The sequence below is a fragment of the Streptomyces sp. NPDC057697 genome (genome assembly GCF_042799335.1).
Classification (GTDB): Bacteria; Actinomycetota; Actinomycetes; order Streptomycetales; family Streptomycetaceae; genus Streptomyces.
Map to the genome: position 1 here is coordinate 195,616 of NZ_JBHVJA010000013.1, position 18,676 is coordinate 214,291.

The window sequence follows — 18,676 nt, forward strand, 5'->3', positions numbered from 1 at the left end:
GAGCACGGCCCCATGTCGATCAAGGCGACGCCCGAGCTGAACAACCTGCTGTTCGTCCTCATCGGCGAACGGCTGTTGCAGGCCGACGAGGATCTGGCGTACGCCAGCCGTCGGCCGTACCACCGGCTCTCCGGCCGTCTCACCGATCTGTCCGGTGAGATCGAGCAGTCCGTCGTCGGGATCAGCAGGTCGCTGCCGCCCAATGTGGGCGCGAACTACCTCCAGTCGATGAAACTCTTCATCGACAACGGAGGTACCAACCATCTCCGGGACTTCTCCGACCAGCTGAAGACCATCGGTGACGGGCGCACCGAGACGTCGATGAACATCGTCGAGTCCAAGTGGCAGATCATCGCCGAGCTGATCCGGCTGATGATCGAGCTGCTGGTCATCTTCGTCATGTCGTTCTTCACGGCGGGGACCACGGCGAGCGATGCCGCGGTGGCCAAGGGCCGCAGCCGGGTGGTGATTCTCACCGCCCTGGACACGCTGCTCAAGCGTACGCACCTGATGCCGAGCCTGAGCGAGGCGTTCGAAGAGGCGTTCATGAACTTCGCGGTCCGGCTCGCCATGATGGCGGCCGGGCCCGACGGGCGCCGACCCAAGGGATTCGACTGGAAGGCCATCGCCCAGGACGGTGTCTTCGGTGCGTTCGCGGGTCTGTTCCACGGCGTGTTCTCGTCCGGCATGGGCAAGTTCCTGAAGAACTTCAAGGGCCCGAATCCGACCAAGAACCTCACCAAGGACGTGACCGGCAAGGTTCCTCCGCCGAAGTTCTCCGTGAAGAACCTGGTCAAGAACGGGGTGAAGGACACCAAGGACTTCCTGGTCTCGGGTGGTTCGGAAGCCGTCGCGGAGATCGTGGCCGGTGGCCTCATGACGGGGAAGTGGTCGACGAGCTGGGACACCTTCCTCGGCTCCGGGATCAGCGGCAAGGCCGAGTCGGTGCTCAGCAGCGGCGCGGCCAAGCCCGGGAACTGGGTGCAGAACAACTTCAAGGACATCCCGACGTCGAGCCGGAACGACAAGAACGGCACGGGGTCGGAGTCCGGGTCGGGGACGGACTCCGAGAACACGAAGGACTCCGGCACCGGTACGCACACCGGAAGCGGCGCGGGAACGGGAACGGGAACAGGCGCGGGAACGGGAACAGGAACGGGCAGCGGTTCGGGAACGGGCAGCGGCGGGGGCTCGGGAAGCGGCAAGGGCAGCAACCCGACGAACAGTACCGACACCCCGGGCCGGACGGAATCGACCGACGAGCAGGACCAGACGGAGAACGGGCAGGACGAGCGGTCCGAACAGCCGGGGGACGACGAGCACACGGGGCCGGCGTCCAAGACGCCTCCCTCGGGGTCGACGAGCCCGTCGAACTCCGGCGGTTCGCCCACCAAGGGGTCCGTCAACACCTCCAGCAAGGACGACCAGGTCCACGCGGCTCCCGCCGACGAAACCCAGGACACCTCGCACGACGACCAGCGGCAGAACGACGACGGCACCACGCCCTCACGCGACGAGCGGACCCCGCAGTCGCAGCAGTCGCCGCAGACACAGCAGTCGCAGCAGGGCTCCGAGACCACGAACCCGCGGAAGAACACGGACGCGGACCCGGACACGGAGACCGATGAAACGGGCGAGCCGAACCCGTCCGACGCGTCGAACACATCCGATACGTCGAGTACATCGAATACGTCGAACGAGCCGAGCGAGTCGAACAGGTCGGGCGACCCGGACACCAGCACCGAACCCAGCACGGACCTGCTCACGGAGGACGGCTCCTCCGACACCGAGCTGTTGCCGCCCGCCCCGGCACCCCCCGTCACACCACCGGCCACTCCCCCCGCCGACCCGGCGGGCCACCGCCCGGCAGCCACCCCGTCACCGCAGGAGACCACCCTCCGCCGGGAGCTGTCGAAGCAGCTGACCGACGACAAGGGCAGTGTCACGGTCTTCATCGACGACGCGGCGGCCATCGACCACCACGCCGCCGCCGCACTGCTGTTGGGGTCGCTCGACGGACTGGGCCACAAGGGGCCCGTCACCGCGATCGTCCCCGCCGACGTCCGCAAGAAGCTCCAGCCGCTGCTGAGCGACGAGCTCAACGCACGCGTCACCTGGGAATCGCGCACGTTCGACCCCGGCATCCCGACGACCGACCGCCGGGCATCCGGCGAACCGGGGGCTCAGGGGCTCGTCCTGGTCGCGGCGGGCGACCGGCTCGGCGACGACAGTGACATGGCGACACGGTTCCTGAACTTCATGGGGGCCGACCAGGCGCTCGTGCTCAACCCCTCCGACGGGGGCGCCCCACGCCACTACCGGTACACCAGGCCGGACGCCGACTCCGCCACCGAGATCACCGATCCGGACGAGTCGCCCGCCGACACCGTGCCCGGTCGCCCGGATCCGGCGAACCGCCCTCCGACGTCCAGCCGTTCGACGCTCCCCGTCGACGGCGGCCGGACGAGGACCGAGAGCCAGGAACCCACACCCGTACCCGTATCGGAAGACCTCGCCCCCGAGGTCCAGCCGGCGCCCGCGCTGGCGCCCGCCGCCGGGCCCGTACGCAAGCCGGACACGGAACCGGAACCGAAGAAGGGAGCGACGACCCCGCGCCCGAGGCCGGAACCCGGGAACAACACCAAGGACAACGGCGAGAACAACGCCACGACCCGGACGGCGCAGAACGACGCGCCGGTCACCCGTCCGCAGCCGCCCGTCGCCCCCGGTTCTCCCGGGAAGCCTCCCCGGCTCGTGCTCCGATCCGCCCGCAAGGCCGACGACCCCACGACCGACTCGGACGACGTCGTCCAGCACACGATCACGGACGGCTCCTCCGACACGTCGTTCGTCGCCTCGTACACCCCGTCCGACTGGTCGCGGCGGGGCGAGCGTTTCAGCACCGTCGTCGCCTCGGCGACCTACCAGGACCACCACCACAGCGAACAGTCCCTCTACCGGGAGCCCCGCCAACTTCCCTGGCACGACCAGAAGGTGTCCTTCTTCGCGGCGCACGGCACCCCCACCCGGGTGAAGCTGACGAAGAACGACGGCACCGAGATCGTGATCAGCGGCCGGGAGCTCGGCCGCTATCTGGAACACTCCGCCGACCTCGGTCCGAAGGACCGCCCCATCGTGCTGTACGCCTGCGCCACCGGCGCCGCGCCCACCCACGGTGGGCTCTCCGTCGCCCAGCACGTGGCCAACCTGACGGGCCGCACGGTGTACGCGCCCACCACGGCCACCGGTACGGCGATCGACTCCGCGCAGCAGATACGCCCGGTGCTCTTCCGGGACAGCGCGGAGAACCCCGGCCAGTGGGTGTCGTACGCCCCCGAGCCGTCCGGGGACGAGCTCACCGCTCTCGCGCGCGCGGCGGGCCTGCACCCCTCCGGGGACGCCGGGGACGCCCCCGGACCGTGGGCCACCACCCGTACGCTCCAGCTGGTCCGCACGCTGCGCGGCACCCTCGGCCCGCAGATCGAGCAGTCCCCCGACCACCACGGTCTGCTGGCCGCGCTCGGCGCGCTGGACAACGAGCGCTTCACCGGGGACGACTCCGTCTGGGCACCGTACCGCGACGGACGGATGACCCCCGATCTGCTGCGTCGCATCACCGCCGGGCTCTTGGGGACCGCCCTGCCCGGCGGGGAGAGGTACGCGGATCTGTTCGGCCGCGTCCACACGGCATCCGGTGAGAACGGGACCGGGCCGGGCGGTGACGCCCATCAGGACGACTCCCGGTCCCCCTCCCGGGACGTCACCCAGGACGCGGGCGGGCTGCTGTCCCAGGCATCGACCTCCACCACGGACGACACGGAGACCGAGGGGGTGGTCCAGCTCGTGGCGGCGCAGCTCGACACCCAGCGCCCGGCCACCATCGCCCCCGCCATGGCACCGGCACCCGCCGCGGGCGCGATCCAGCGGTTCCCCGGCAACCTGCGCCTGCCCACGTACATCACGGGAGACGGCGAGAGCAACGATTCGGCCTTCACCTACGGTCAGAGCGAGGTGACCCAGCGCGGCATCGAGAACGTAGTGGAGCACATCGAATCGTCGGCGTTGCCCATCCCCACCCGGGACACCGCCCCCGCCGAGAACAACCCCCTCGCCGAACTGGAGCAGGCGCTCAGGAAGACACCCCATGTGTTCCACGGGGACGGCTGGATCTCGGCCCCGTTCAAGGACACCTCGGGGCGCCTGCGTCAGCTGCAGGTCTCCCAGAGACCGCGGGCCCCCTGGTCGATGCTGACCAACGCGGAGGGCCGGCCGATCACGCTCGACCCGGTGAAGGTGGACCAGATCCACCGCTCCCAGATCACCTCCGGAAAATCCCAGACGGTCAGCTCCGCACGGCAGTTCGGCCTCTCGGTGCCGCTGGGACCGCCCAGCGGACCGATAAGGCCGTTCGGACGCGTGGGACTCACCCTGGGATTCACGAAGTCCGTCGACTTCAACCTCCAGGACCAGACCCTGAGTCAGGTGGAGAGCCGTCACTCCGACGAATCACATCTCTACCTGGGTGATGTGATGTACACGGTCAAGCTGACGAAGCCGGCGCCCGAGAAGTCCACCCCCCTGGGCCGGATCGCCCGGTGGCTCGGCAGACGGAACGCCCACCAGGACGAGGGAAGGTCCTCTGAGCTCAACTTCGGTGTGACGGACGGCCTGCTGCTCCGCCTCCCGGACAACCTGACCGCCACTCCCACGGCGGAGCACGCACCGGAAGAGATGACGCTCGGCGAGCACAGCGACTACCGCATGGTGCACACCGAGGGGGTCGGGCCGGTGTCGGAGATCCACACCTGGGCGGTCGGCGCGACCGGAGCGGTGGTCGGCACGACGATGCACGCCGAGATCACGCGGTTCCTGAGCTCCGAGAACTTCATCCAGCTCGCGGACCGGATGGCGCACGGGCCGGTCACCAGCCAGCCGCTGTACACGGAGTCCGGCGCACCTGCCGGTGTGCTGGTCGTGGACAAGGTCGTGCCCGAAAGGGCCACCCGCATCTCGGGCACGAACGCGGTGGAGATGCGGAACGCCATCCAGCGGGTGATCAAGAACGACCGGAGCACGTCGACGGCGTACAGCCAGGACGCCCAGGTCACCTTCGGTCCCAGTTTCTCCTTCGCCCAGTACGCGACGAGCGTGGCACAGCCACGTGTGCAGGCGGCCGCCTTCGTGCAGGCCGGAAACCGCTCCACCCGGACCACCGGCTTCGGCGGCGCGGGCAGCCGCAAGACGGTGGCCCGTGCCAAGAAGGTGCGCACCGAGCTCTACCTGGTGCAGAAGATGGTGCACATCCGTAAAACCGGAAAGGAGCCCGGCTTCTCGCACCCCGTCTGGACCGTCGACCGGATGACCCGGGCGGAGGCACGACGGCTGGCGGGCTGGGACGACGGGTCGACGCTGCGTACCCGGACCGCGCGCCCCGCGTCCCAGAGTTCGCCCACGGTCGGGGCGAGCGTGGTCACGAACGGCAACACCACCGTCACCGCGCCCTCGGCCTCGCGGCCGGGCGAACCGGCGGCGCCGATCTACCTGCCCGAGAACCATCCGACCATGCTCGGCATGGTCAAAGTGGAGGCCTTCCTCCCCGCCGACCACCCGAACACCACGGCAGGCACGGGAGGCACGGCAGGCACAACCGATTCGACCCCGCCCCCGCCCGCCAACGCGTTCCTCACGGAACTGACGAACAACGTGATCGCGGCCGTCGCCGAGCAGCACCCCGGGATCGTCGCCCCCCTCTCCGACTTCACCAAGCACAACGACACGTCGAAGGGGTGGCGAGGCAAGGACCACTTCAGCACGGCCCTGGCGAACACGCTCAGCCTCATGGACGCCCTCAGCCATCACAGCATGGCGGGGCAGCTGGAGTCGTTCGTCGCCGATGGCATACGCATCCGGCTCGTCGACACCACGAGGACCAAGCGGGACTACCGGACGATCCTGGTCAAGGGCGCGCTGACGGGACGCCGCTACGAGGGCACCCGCAACGAACTGATCCTGCGCAGCAGCACGCACGCCAATCAGCGGCTGGACAGCTCGGGCACGGTCTCCCACACCAGGGAGGTCGGCATCGACGTCGGAGTCTCGGTACGTCAGAACTCCGTCGACTCCTTCGGGCAGCCGCTCAACAGCGGTGTGATCTCCCCCGCGGGCCGGTACGCCTGGCAGAAGAACCGCAAGACCGGTTCCGGCGCCACCGTCTCCTACGAGCCGCTGCACGCCACGGCGGGGCCGTCCCATGTGTTCAGTTACCAGCTGGACGTGAGCGTCACCAGCGAGGGATTCTCGCGCTTCCGCCAGGTTCTGCGGGTCCTCGGCGTGCTCGGCACGGGGTATTTCGTCGAGCGCGACAGCAAGGCCGACCTGCTCGGCGGCACGGCGGCACGGCCCTCGATGACCGGACGGATCCTGCTCAACGCGCCCGACGAGCACATCTCGACGACCCCGCCGCGGCCCACGACCACCGCCCCCGCCGCCTCGACACTGACCACCGAGCAGGTGCGGGCGCTGCTGGACGGCTCGCCGGAGCCGACGCCCACGGAGAGCAAGGGCAAGGGGCGGGCCACGGAGGAGTCCACGGACAGCACCCAGCTGACGCGCCTGCCGAAGCCGCAGCAGCCGTTCGGAGACCTGCCGCACCAGGTCATCGGGGTCGCCGGAAGCTCCGAACTGACCCGGCAGGTCCAGACGGCCCTCCAGCAAGGATCCGGCGACGCCTGGCAGTTCACTCTGTACGGGGCCACGCCGCACGACGCGGTGATGCGCCAGTTCCAGCCGCAGGTCGTCGCCTCGTTCCTGGACCAGTCGGTCAGCAACTCCGGCATGCGGATGGTCGAGCTGTTCGGCGCCGGACCGTACTCCAACCGGATGGGCCGGCTCGTCCACCGGGTCACCCTGCAGAACCCGGTCGTGCAGTCGAAGCCCATCTCGGTGGAGACGGAGCAGACGCTCGGGGCCGAGACCCAGGTCAACCATGCGACGACCTCGGTGACGGTGGCCAAGCTGAACCTCGGGTTCGCCTACGCGCGCAGCCACGACGGCCGGCCCTCCCCCGTGGGTACGTACGGTCTGGTCCTGAACGGGACGTCGAGCGACGGCCGGACGGCGACGGTGACGAACACGGTGGCGGTGGACAACGACCGGGACGACGAGAGTCCGAAGTACCTGGTCACCGCCGATATCCAGCACGAGGTCGGGTTCTCGACCCGGGCCAACGGGCTGGCCGGTCCGCTGCGTGTCGTGCTGCCGGCGCTGCAATCGCACTGGGCGGGATTCCAGCTGTCCCTGCCGGGCGGCTGGCTCGGCCACGTGCCGGAGAAGACCGCGCACCGAATGGGCCTGGTCGGCACCACGCTTTCCCCCGCGCCCCGTTACCAGGAGGATTCCTGGTCCCCCGCGCCCTGGCTGAAGGACACACCGTTCGGTTCGTTCCCGGTCAACTCCCTGGACTCCGCCAGGGCCGCGCGGGACTTCGCCGAGCTTCTCAGGTCGAGGGGGGTGGACGACGCCGGACGGGACCACATCCTCGACATGGTGACGCCGCGCGCGCTGCTCGCCCTGCGGCAGCAGATGTCGGCCACCGGGGGCGGGGTCACCGCGGTGACCCGCACCGCCTGGAGCAGCCTCGGTGAGGTGCACATCGGTTCGCAGCGCGCCACGGTACGCATCGAACTCATCCAGACGAAGACGGAGTTCGACGGGATCGACCACAGCGTCACCTTCCAGGAGACCCTCGGCATGACCGAGACCGTCGACGTGGCCAACAGCAAGGGCAGTTCGCGGACCGTCGGATTCTCGGTCACCGAAACGCTGCGGACCGGGAACACGAAGGTTCCCAACGCGGGCCCGGCACTCTCCGAATCCGTCGCCTCGACCCAGCAGAAGGCCACCACCACATCGACGGCCCGCCTGAAGAACTACACGTTCTACCCCAACGAGCCGCACGCCGACTTCCTCGTCCAGTACGAGCTCCGCATGGTCCTGGTCAACGCCGACGGAACGGAGCTCCCGTCGCGGAACTTCCCGGTCGGAACCCTGCGGGAGCAGTTGCCGCTGAGCCTGGCCGTGCCGGACATGGATGACGCGTCGTCCGGGAACGACGTCCCCACATCGAGCTCTCGGCAGAATTCCGAGATCCAGGAAATACGGCCCCGGCAGAACGCCGTGCTCGGTCCGGTGCAGCCGACGCACAGGCCCCCCGCGGTCACGGTCCGGCGGCCCGGACGGCTCACGGACGCGGAGATCACCGCATGGCGGAGCAAGGGAGTGGCCCGGACGTTCACCATGCCGGCCAACGGCTTCATGCCACGTCGGATCTCCCAGGCCGGCACCGCGCTGAGCGCCGCCCAGCTGGCCATGGCCAAGGCGTACAAGTCCAAGGTCCCGCACCTGCCCCGTTCCACCGATGACACTCATCTCACCGGCCAGAGGCTGACGGAGGCCGTCGCGGCGGCCCGGAAGAATGGTCCCGCTCCCCAGGGCGGGGCCTCGGGGCAGGCGCTCTCCGACGGGCTGTCGAGCACACAGACGGCGGCCTTCTTCGCCAACACCGCGACGGACGGCGGCTATCTGGCTGCCTCACTGCACGACGACAGCATCGTGATGGACACCCAGGGCAGCTACCGGTTGTTCTCCAGGCCCCGGCTGAGGGAGGCGGTGCTGCTGAGTGTGGCCGCGGAGGCCACGATGGAGAGTCCCGAGCGGCTGACCACGAGCTCGGACGCCACGATCACGGAGACCGGCGCACAGAGCACGACGGTCAACGCGACCATCGGCACGGCCGCACCGGCAGTGGGCTCCATCGCCCCCTCCCCGGCGGGCAGCGGGGGAAACACCGGCGAGACGGAGACCCTCAAGACCACATCGGCCGGCGGCACCCAGCAGAACATCAAGCCCAAGACCGGCCGGGCGATCCTGTTCTCGATCCCCACGGACTGGCTCGGCGAGGCGACGATCGCCCGGGGCAAGGTCGCGGGCGTCTTCGGGCCCGGAAGCACGTCCCAGGCGGTCGAGTACCAGACCAATGTCCTGACCTGGGTACGGGAGGACGTGGCCCGGGAGCTCGGGCTGATCGACGACACGACGTTCCCGACCGAGGTGACCGACGCCTGGACCGCCGCGGCGGCGGCGAGCAAGGCGTGGGTGGACGCGGACAAGGCGTACTGGAAGCTCAGGCGCGGCATCACCGAATCCGTGGGCACCCGGGTGCCCGATCCGGAGCAGACGGAAGAGCTCAGGACGAAGGAGGACAGCGCCAACGAGGCGATGCGGGAGTTCCGCCGGGTACGTGCGGCGGCGGACCAACTCACCCGCTGGTACCACCAGAGCCCCCGCCCGGACGGCACCCCGCCGCCTCCGGTGACCTTCACGGCCCCCGCCAAGGTGAAACCCACCGTTCCCAAGTACACGGGCACGGCGTTCACTCCGGCCACCGAGACGGACACCGCCGATGGCCCGAAGACGATCGTCTCCCCGTCCGGTGACACCTACACGCTGCGGGACGTGCCCGAGGACGGCGACGCCTTCTTCCACGCACTGACGGTGGGCCTCCAGCACACGGACGCGGGCACCATGCTGCCGGGCCCGACCGGTGACCCGGCCCACACCGGTACGCCCCTCGCCTTCCTGCTCGACCGGATGACGGGGACCCTGACGAACGACTCCGGTGACCTGTTGGACTTCATGACGCCGGATCTCCTCGACACGTTCAGCTCGCATGAACTGTCCGCCGGCGGCCTCACGTACACGGCGAATTCCCCCGAGGCGCGCGAGTCCACGGGTGACCCCCGCTTCCTGCCCCTGTACGGCGAGCTGACGGCCGACCAGCGCAGGGCCCTGGCGCTCACCCAGCTACGGCGCGTCGGCAGCTCGCCCGACCACACCGGCTGGGACCACGGAGCCTCGGACCTGCTGCCCGCGCTCGCCGCCAGGAGCTTCCACGTCCAGGTGACCGTGGTCCGGGACGACGGCACATTCCAGGAATTCGACCCGCCGTCCACCACCCCGTCCACCGGGCACGTAGTGCTCTACCTCAAGGACCGCCACTACCAGGTGGCCCTGGCCCCCGACGCCCAGCGGCGGAACCGGGAGCGGGAGGAGCGGGAACAGCAGAGGCGGGAACAGCAGAAGCAGGAACAGGAGGAGCAGAGGCGAGAACAGCAGAGGCAGGAACAGCAGAGGCAAGAACAGGAGGAGCAGAGGCGAGAACAGCAGAGGCAGGAACAGCAGAGGCAAGAACAGGAGGAGCAGAGGCGAGAACAGCAGAGGCAGGAACGCGAAGAGAGGCAGAAGCGCGAAGCCGAACAGGAAGCGAAACGCAAGCGGGCGCTGAGGGAAAAGCAGGCGCGCGAACAGGAACGAGAACAGGCACGGAAGCAGAAGGAAAGGCAGGAAAAGGAGGAGAAGCGAAGAAGGAAACAAGAACAAGACAGAGAGAAGGAAAGAGACCAGGAAAAAGCAGAAAAACAAGCACGCAAACAACAACGAGCCGAGGCCCGGAAACAGAAGCAGAAACAAGCACGAAACCGAGCACGCGAACAAAGGTGGCAAGAAGAACAAGAACAAACATGGGAACAAGACCACCAGGACCAGGACCAGGACCAGGTCACAGTCCTGGAAGAGGAAGACGACCGGAGCGAAAGGGACGAACCGGAGTCGAGTGCGCCCACACACGACGGCCGGGACAACGAAACCGGGCTGCCCTCACAACAGCGGCAGGAGCAGGAGCAGGCGCGCGAGGCCGAGCGGAATCGGGCTCGGCGGGAAAAGCAGGCGCGCGAACAGGAGCGAGAGCGGGCACGGGAGCAGAAGGAAAGGCAGGAGAAAGAGGAGAAGCGAAGAAGGAAACAAGAACGAGACAGAGAGAAGGAAAGAGACCAGGAAAAAGCAGAAAAACAAGCACGCAAACAACAACGAGCCGAGGCCCGAAAGCAGAAGCAGAAACAAGCACGAAACCGAGCACGCGAACAAAGGTGGCAAGAAGAACAAGAACAAACATGGGAACAAGACCAGGAGAACCAGGAGGACCAGGACCAAGAGCAGCCGGAGGTGTCGGACGAGCAGGATGAGCCGGACCAGCCGGACGAGCCCGACCAGCCCGACCAGCCCGACCAACCCAACCAGCCCAACCAGCCGAACCAGCCCGACCAACCGGACCAGCCGGACGAGCCCGACCAACCGGACGAGCCCGACCAGCCCGACCAACCCAACCAGCCCGACCAGCCGAACCAGCCCGACCAACCCGACCAGCCCAACCAACCCAACCAGCCCGACCAACCCAACCAGCCCGACCAGCCGAACCAGCCCGACCAGCCCGACCAACCCAACCAGCCCGACCAACCCAACCAGCCGAACCAGCCCGACCAGCCGGACCAGCCGGACGAGCCCGACCAGCCCAACCAGCCCGCGGCACCGGTTCATCCGCTGCCCGCGAACCACAACATTCAGCCGGTTCCGCTCCCCACCTCACCCGAGTTCCTGGGCTGGGTCCTCGATACCTACAACGTGCGGGATTTCAGAGTGCACAATGCACACCTGACCCAGGTCACCGAGATCGACAGCGCGCTGGCCACGCTGGTGATGTTGGGCCGAGCCGCGTCGTTGAGCGAACTGGGCCTGACCGACGAACAGGTACTGCGGGTGCTGGCACGCAACCAGTACGCGTCCCAGGACGCGGTGACGCACCTGCGCATGAACGAACGGTACGCAGCAATCCTCAGACACGAGAACTAGGAATCCGCAGCGTGGACGTCCGAGACGACGCCATGACGGACACGAACCGAGGCACAGAGACAGAGATGCAGAAAACCGACGAGACGGGCTCACGGACGCTGCCACCCGTGCCCGACCACATCCGGGAGGCCGCGCGGGAGGCGCCGGACCACTGGATCGGCGTCGTCGACCCCGCGTGGACCGACGCCGCCCCACCACCGCCCTGGGCCGTGGCCGGGGAGTGGCGTTCCGGGCTCGACGGCGATGTCGTGGAGTGGCAGCCCAACGACGACTACCGGCCCTCCCCGCTCGCACTGGGCTGGCCCGAACCCACCGATCCCGTCGATGCCGCCGTACAGTTGGCCGTCACCGGATACGGGTCCCTGGACGATGCCGTGGAGGCGTTGGCCGGGGCGGAGGTCATGGTGCTCCGGGGGCCGGACGGCGGTCCGTCGAGCGTCATCGGGGCGGACGGCACACCCGCGGTGCCGGTCTTCACCGCCGCACCCCACCAGCCGTTCGAGGGTGCGCTGGCACACGACCGGGTCTCCGTCGCCGACCTGGTACGGGGCCTCGCGTCCGACGAAACCCGTCTGTCGGTCAATCCGGCGGGCCCCGCGCGTATCTCGCTGAACGCACGTCAGGTGACCGACGTGCTCCGTCCCACCGGTTCCACCTCGGCGACCAGCTCCACCGATGCACGCCGCACCGTCCCCACCAGTTCCGTCATCCAGAGGACTCCATGACCACGTCCAAGAACGAAGAGACAGAGGCCGCCTCCGAGTCGGAGGTCCATGCCACCGCAGAGGCCTCCGGCGGGACCTCGGCCCGGACCTCTCCCGCCAACGCCCCCGCTTCCTCCGCCTCCGCGGCTTCCGCCGAGAAGAAGAACAAGAAGCAGGCCGCGAAGACGGAGGGCGAGGCGGCGAGTTCCCCGGCGACGGCCGAGGGCGAAACCACCACGGCCAAGGGCGGAACCACCGAGGCCGCCACCAAGGCCGAGGCCGCCACCGCCGAAACCACCAAGGCCGCAGCCACCGCCGAAGGCGAGTCCGCCACCGCCGAAACCGCCGCCGAGGGCGAGTCCGCGACCTCAACCACCACCACCGCGACCGCCGAGGAGGAAGCCGCCTCCATAGCCACGGGCACGGCTACCACCACGGCCGAGGCCCCCGAGAAGGTGGGCCGCCCGAACAAGGCGCTCCTCGCGGGCGCCGCCATCGCGGGCGTGCTGCTGGTGACCGTCCCGTTCCTGGTCCACACGGGCGGCGGCAACGACGGCCGTCGCAACGCCGGCAGTGGCGAGGCCCCCGGCACGGTGCTCGGATCCGGCAAGGGCGACATGCCCGGCGTGTTCGCGTCCGCCGACCCCTCGCCCCGCAAGGGCTCCGGCAAGCAGCCGCCCCATGGCGAGAACGGCAAGGGCGGCGGTCCCTCGGCCGACGGCAACGGGTCCCAGCCGCTCAACGAGGGCGGGGGCACTGCGGGTGGCACCGGAGGCGGCGACGCCCCGGACCAGAAGTCCACCGACGGCAAGAAGTCCACGACCGGGAACACGGCCACCGGCCAGAAGAACACCACCAAGAGCACCACCAAGAACGCCGTCAAGACCGGCACCGGCAGCACATCGGCCGGGGGGACCTCGGGCGGCACCCCCACGAAGACCACCCCGCAGTCGAACGTGGTCTACACGGGCGTGGCCGGTCGCGGCTGCCCCACCCCCGCGGGCGGCGGCTACCAGCAGGACCACTTCTTCACCGACGGCAGCGCCGGCTGGTACACACCGTCGTCCGGCGGCTGGACGGGCAACGGCTGCAACGGCAGCTACGCCTCCATCCCGATGTCCGGCAGCACCACGACCGACATGCAGAACCGCGTCAAGTGGTGGTGGAAGCCCGGCACCCGGGCCCGTACCTGCCAGATCTCCGTGTACATCCCGAACAACGGCTCCGTGCAGTACGTGGGCGGCCACCCCACGAAGTACCACGTGCTGGTGAACGCCAACGACGCCTCGTCCATGTACAGCAGCTTCACGCTCAACCAGACCGCTCACCGCGGCCAGTGGGTCGACGCGGGCACCTTCCCCATGAAGGGCTCCACGATCGGGGTCAAGCTGCTCGACCGGGGCGACGACTGGTCCAAGGGCTGGGAGAAGGCGCACCACGCCGCCGCCCAGATGAGGGTGACCTGCCGCTCCTGACGTGTCACCGGTACGAGCAGCCGGGGCCGGCTGCTCGTACCGGGCCGTTCCCGGGGGTCCGACCGGCCCCCGGGGCGCCTACCGCTGCGCGAAGCGGTCCAACGCCTCGTACACCGCCGCGCTCATGGCGGCACTGCCCTTGTGTCCCGCGTCCTCGATGACCACGAGTTCCGCCCCGGGCCACGCCTCGGCCAGCTCCCAGGCGGTGTCGAGCGGCCCGCTGATGTCGAGCCGGCCGTGGATCAGGACGCCGGGGATGCCCGCCAGGCGTCCCGCGTCGCGGATCAGCTGCCCTTCCTCCAGCCAGGCCGCCCGGGAGAAGTAGTGCGAGCAGATCCGTACCAGCGCCAGCATCGCCCGGGGCGGCCTGCCCCCGTACGGGTGGGGTGAGCCGTGCGGCTCGGCGGAGAGAACGGCGTCCTCCCAGGCGCACCAGTCGGTCGCGGCCCGGGACCGTACGTCCGGGTCGGGGTGGTCCATGAGGCGCGCGTACGCCGCGAGAAGGTCGCCGTCCCGGTCGGCCTCGGGCACGCCGTCGCGGAACCGCCGCCACGCCTCCGGGAAGAACCGGCCCGCACCCCGGTAGAGCCAGTCGATCTCCTGGCGACGGGTGCTGGTGACCGAGGCGAGAACGATCTCCGACACCCGCTCCGGGTACCGCTCGGCGTACGCGAGGCCGAGCGTGGAGCCCCAGGAGCCGCCGAACAGCAACCACCTTTCCACGCCCAGGTGTTCGCGCAACAGCTCCATGTCGGCGATCAGATGCCCGGTGGTGTTGAGCGCCATGTCGGTGGTGGGGTCGGCGGCGTGGGGAGTGCTCCGGCCGCAGCCGCGCTGGTCGAACAGGATGATCCGGTAGCGCTCCGGGTCGAAGGATCTGCGCGGGCCCGTCGAACACCCCGAACCGGGGCCGCCGTGGACGACGAGCGCGGGCTTGCCCTCGGGGTTGCCGCAGGTCTCCCAGTAGACGAGGTTCCCGTCCCCGGTGTCGAGCATGCCGTGGTCGTAGGGGTCGATCGGCGGGTACGGGGCCGTCATGTCCGGTTCTCCTCCATCGAGTTCGCCAAAGGCACGAGCCGGACACGATACGCAGGCACGCCGACGTCACCTGTTTGACTGGTGACGCATCGCATGGGACAGTCATGCGCGTCCGGACCCGCCCGCCGATCCCGTACACGGATCCGCCCGGCGGTCCGCGCTTCGTTCCGCCCATCGGTCCGCGCACCACCCCGCACGTCGACACACACGGAGGGCTCCACATGGTCAACAGGCGTACGTTCAACAAGGTCCTGGGTCTGGGCACCGGCACGGCCGCCGCCTCCCTGGCGGGCCTGGTCCACCCCTCGGCCGCGTCCGCCACCGCGCGGGACGGGGCCGGGACACCGACCGCCGCACCCACGTCCTTCGCCGCTCCGAAGCAGGTCAGGGCGGGTCTGCTGGACATCGGTTACGTCGAGGCGGGCCCCGCCCACGGCCCCGTGGTCATCTGTCTGCACGGCTGGCCCTACGACATCCACAGCTTCGTCGACGTCGCTCCGCTGCTGGCGGCCCGGGGCTACCGCGCGATCGTCCCCCACCTCCGCGGCCACGGCACGACGCGCTTCCGCTCCGCCCGCACCTTCCGCAACGCCCAGCAGTCGGCGGTCGCCCTCGACATCGTCGCCCTGATGGACGCCCTCAGGATCGAGAAGGCGGTGCTCACGGGCTTCGACTGGGGGGCGAGGACCGCCGACATCATCGCGGCGCTCTGGCCGGAGCGCTGCAAGGCCCTGGTATCGGTGGGCGGTTACCTCGTCACGAACCTCGCGGCCAACCTGAAGCCGCTGGACCCCACGGCCGAGCACGCCTGGTGGTACCAGTACTACTTCGCCACGGAGCGGGGCCGGCAGGCCATGGAGGACCCCTGCAAGCGGGACGAGCTGAACAGGCTGGTCTGGGAGACCGTCTCCCCGACGTGGGACTTCGACGACGCCACCTTCGCACGCACGGCCGCCTCCTTCGACAACCCCGACTACGCCGCCATCGTGATCCACAACTACCGCTGGCGGCTGAGCCTCGCCGAAGGCGAGCGGCGTTACGACCGTTACGAGCAGCTGCTCGACGCACGGCCGGTCATCGAGGTGCCGGCCATCACCCTCGACGCCGAGCTCGACCCCTTCACCGCGTCGGGCGACGGATCGTCGTACCGCGACAGGTTCGTGGGCGCCTACGACCACCGCACCCTCAAGGGCATCGGCCACAACCTCCCGCAGGAGGCACCCGCCGACTTCGCCCGAGCCGTCGTCGACGCGGACCGCCTCTGACGGAGCACACAACACGTCCCGTCCGGCGCCACCTCGCATACGTCACCGGCTTGACAGGTGACGCCAGAAGTGTGACGCTCATAGCAGCCCCAGCGCTTCGGCGCGATCCGCAAGCGATGACCGATCGAGCGGAGGTCGACCGTGAAGACCGTGAAGACCACGAACACCACGAACACCACGAACACCACGAGCGCCAGGAACACCGAGGACACCCAGCACACCGCGGGCACGGCGGACGCCACAGGCACGGCGAGTGGCGGAAGCGCTACGGACGGCGCCGCGGCGGCCCGGCACGAGCGGTTCGGGAAGCTGCCCGAGCGTGTCCCCTACCAGGACATGGTCGAGGTGAAGCCCGCCTCGCCGAGGGAGCCCGCGAGGGACGCATACGACCCGGAGGGCTCGTGGATGTCCTTCTCCTGCCTGGCCGCCGACCTCGGTCTCTAGAAGCCCGGGGCTGTTAGGCTCGCGAGAGCATCGGTCCCGCACCTGAGCGGGACCGTACGCGCGACAGTCCGCCTGTGCGACAGTGCGTGGGCGTGCCACAGTGCGCAGACGCGACAGTCCATGGGTGACAGTCCGTATATGAGGAGACCAGACATGGTGGGTGACGACGACATCTCGGGGTGAGACCCCGACCTGTCAGGCCACCGGCCGATGCCCAGGAGCATCGCCGTCGTGGCCGTTCAGTCGTCCCCTTCTTCCATGTCCCGGGCACCGGTCTCCGGCTGCCCGTATCCCATTCGAGGTCTCTCCATGTCCGACGCCTCCGTCATCTGTTCCCAGCTGTCCTTCGCCTGGCCCGACGACACCCCGGTCTTCGAGAATCTGTCCTTCGCCCTGGGCGGCGGCCGCACGGGCCTGGTCGCCCCCAACGGCGCCGGCAAGAGCACCCTGCTCCGGCTGATCGCCGGCGAACTGCGGCCCGGCACCGGGTCCGTCTCCGTGAACGGCACCCTCGGCCATCTCCCGCAGGACCTCCCCCTGAGCAGTGATCTCACGGTGGCCGAGGTCCTGGGCGTCGCAGCGGTGATCCGGGCCCTGGACGCCGTGGAGTCCGGCGACGTGAGCGAGGAGCACTTCACCGCCATCGGGGACGACTGGGACATCGAGGAACGCACCCGGGCCCAGCTCGACCGGCTCGGCCTCGTCGACCTCACCCTCGACCGGAGCCTGAGCACGCTCAGCGGCGGCCAGATCGTCTCGCTCGGTCTCGCGGCCCAACTGCTGAAGCGGCCCGACGTACTGCTCCTCGACGAACCCACCAACAACCTCGACCTCGACGCCCGGCACAAGCTCTACGACGTGCTGGAGGACTTCGGCGGCTGTCTCCTGCTGGTCAGCCACGACCGGGCGCTGCTCGACCGCATGGAACGCATCGCCGAACTCGAACGCGGCGAACTCCGCTTCCACGGAGGCAACTTCACCGCGTACGAAGAGGCCGTACAGGCCGAGCAGGAGGTCGCCGAGAAGAACATCCGCAACGCCGAACAGGAGTTGAAGCGGGAGAAGCGGGAGATGCAGCAGGCCCGCGAACGCGCCGAGCGCCGCGCGAGCAATGCCGCCCGCAACCTCAAGAGCGCCGGTCTGCCGCGCATCTTCGCCGGGAACATGAAGCGGGGCGCCCAGGAGTCCGCCGGACGCTCGGGACAGCTGCACGCCTCCCGGGTCGGCGAGGCCAGGGCCCGGCTGGACGAGGCGGGGCGCGCCCTGCGCGACGATCAGCGCCTCACCCTGGATCTGCCCGAGACCGATGTGCCCGCCGGGCGCACGCTCGTCCTCGGCGAACACCTCCAGGTCCGCCACGGCGGCCGGGACCTGTTCGCCGGACCCGGCCTCGACCTCACCATCCGGGGTCCCGAACGCATCGCGCTGACCGGCCCCAACGGCTCCGGCAAGACCACACTGCTGCGGCTGCTCAACGGCGAACTCGCCCCGGAGGGCGGCCGGGTCAAGCGGGCCGACGGCCGGATCGCCTACCTCTCGCAGCGGCTGGACCTGCTGGACACGGACCGTACCGTCGCCGAGAACTTCACCGCGTTCGCGCCGCACCGGCCGGAGGCGGAGCGGATGAACCTGCTCGCCCGCTTCCTCTTCCGGGGCCCCCGGGCCCACCTCCCCGTCGGGGTGCTCTCCGGCGGCGAGCGGCTGCGCGCCACCCTGGCCTGTGTGCTGTGCGCCGAACCGGCCCCGCAACTGCTGTTGCTGGACGAGCCCACGAACAACCTCGATCTGGTCGGCGCGGGCCAGTTGGAGAGCGCGCTGGGCTCCTACCGGGGAGCGTTCGTGGTGGTCAGCCATGACGAACGGTTCCTCGCCCGGATCGGCGTGGACCGGTGGCTGCGGCTGACCGACGGCGGGCTGACGGAGACGGGGGCCCCGGAGGTGTGAGCCGCCGGTGTGCCGACCGGGCCCGCCCGAGGTGGTCACCACCCGGCGGGCCGCACACCGATCA

The 18,676-nt window shown here is 69.5% G+C and carries 7 protein-coding genes; 6 read left to right on the forward strand and 1 reads right to left on the reverse strand.

What is annotated here, in order from left to right; translation table 11 throughout:
* Nucleotides 1–12 precede the first annotated feature (12 nt).
* The 3 genes from ACFVFH_RS29135 to ACFVFH_RS29145 all read left to right on the forward strand — a co-directional run bounded on the left by ACFVFH_RS29135 (nt 13) and on the right by ACFVFH_RS29145 (nt 13,921).
* Nucleotides 13–11,742 carry a hypothetical protein gene (locus ACFVFH_RS29135; protein WP_383773996.1) on the forward strand — a complete coding sequence of 3,910 codons (11,730 nt, stop codon included), beginning with the start codon at nt 13–15 and terminating at the stop codon, nt 11,740–11,742.
* Between the two features lie 107 nt (nt 11,743–11,849).
* Nucleotides 11,850–12,467: a type VII secretion system-associated protein gene (locus ACFVFH_RS29140; protein ID WP_383773998.1), complete on the forward strand. Its 618-nt coding sequence runs from the start codon at nt 11,850–11,852 to the stop codon at nt 12,465–12,467.
* Nucleotides 12,464–13,921 (forward strand): hypothetical protein, encoded by a 1,458-nt coding sequence (locus ACFVFH_RS29145; protein WP_383774000.1) that lies wholly within the window; start codon nt 12,464–12,466, stop codon nt 13,919–13,921. Before ACFVFH_RS29140 ends, ACFVFH_RS29145 begins: the two co-directional genes overlap by 4 nt.
* Nucleotides 13,922–13,999: 78 nt before the next feature.
* Here ACFVFH_RS29145 and pip read toward each other — a convergent pair whose 3' ends face one another.
* On the reverse strand, nt 14,000–14,959 hold the full coding sequence (pip, locus tag ACFVFH_RS29150) for a prolyl aminopeptidase (protein ID WP_383774001.1): 960 nt from the start codon (nt 14,957–14,959) through the stop codon (nt 14,000–14,002).
* Nucleotides 14,960–15,180: 221 nt separating this feature from the next.
* Between pip and ACFVFH_RS29155 the strand changes: the two genes are divergently transcribed.
* The 3 genes from ACFVFH_RS29155 (at nt 15,181) to ACFVFH_RS29165 (ending at nt 18,612) form a co-directional block, all read left to right on the forward strand.
* Complete coding sequence (locus tag ACFVFH_RS29155) at nt 15,181–16,224, forward strand: alpha/beta fold hydrolase (protein WP_383774003.1); 1,044 nt, start codon at nt 15,181–15,183, stop codon at nt 16,222–16,224.
* Between the two features lie 150 nt (nt 16,225–16,374).
* Nucleotides 16,375–16,668, forward strand: a complete 294-nt coding sequence (locus tag ACFVFH_RS29160; protein ID WP_383774005.1) for a hypothetical protein — start codon at nt 16,375–16,377, stop codon at nt 16,666–16,668.
* Between the two features lie 309 nt (nt 16,669–16,977).
* Nucleotides 16,978–18,612 (forward strand): ABC-F family ATP-binding cassette domain-containing protein, encoded by a 1,635-nt coding sequence (locus ACFVFH_RS29165; protein ID WP_383774007.1) that lies wholly within the window; start codon nt 16,978–16,980, stop codon nt 18,610–18,612.
* The last annotated feature ends 64 nt before the right edge of the window (nt 18,613–18,676 follow it).

Excerpts from the sequence above, each read along its gene's own strand:
- ACFVFH_RS29135 (WP_383773996.1), top strand. The coding sequence starts at position 13 with ATGTCGATCAAGGCGACGCCCGAGCTGAACAACCTGCTGTTCGTCCTC.
- ACFVFH_RS29145 (WP_383774000.1), top strand. The coding sequence starts at position 12,464 with ATGACCACGTCCAAGAACGAAGAGACAGAGGCCGCCTCCGAGTCGGAG.
- pip (WP_383774001.1), bottom strand. The coding sequence starts at position 14,959 with ATGACGGCCCCGTACCCGCCGATCGACCCCTACGACCACGGCATGCTC.
- ACFVFH_RS29155 (WP_383774003.1), top strand. The coding sequence starts at position 15,181 with ATGGTCAACAGGCGTACGTTCAACAAGGTCCTGGGTCTGGGCACCGGC.
- ACFVFH_RS29165 (WP_383774007.1), top strand. The coding sequence starts at position 16,978 with ATGTCCGACGCCTCCGTCATCTGTTCCCAGCTGTCCTTCGCCTGGCCC.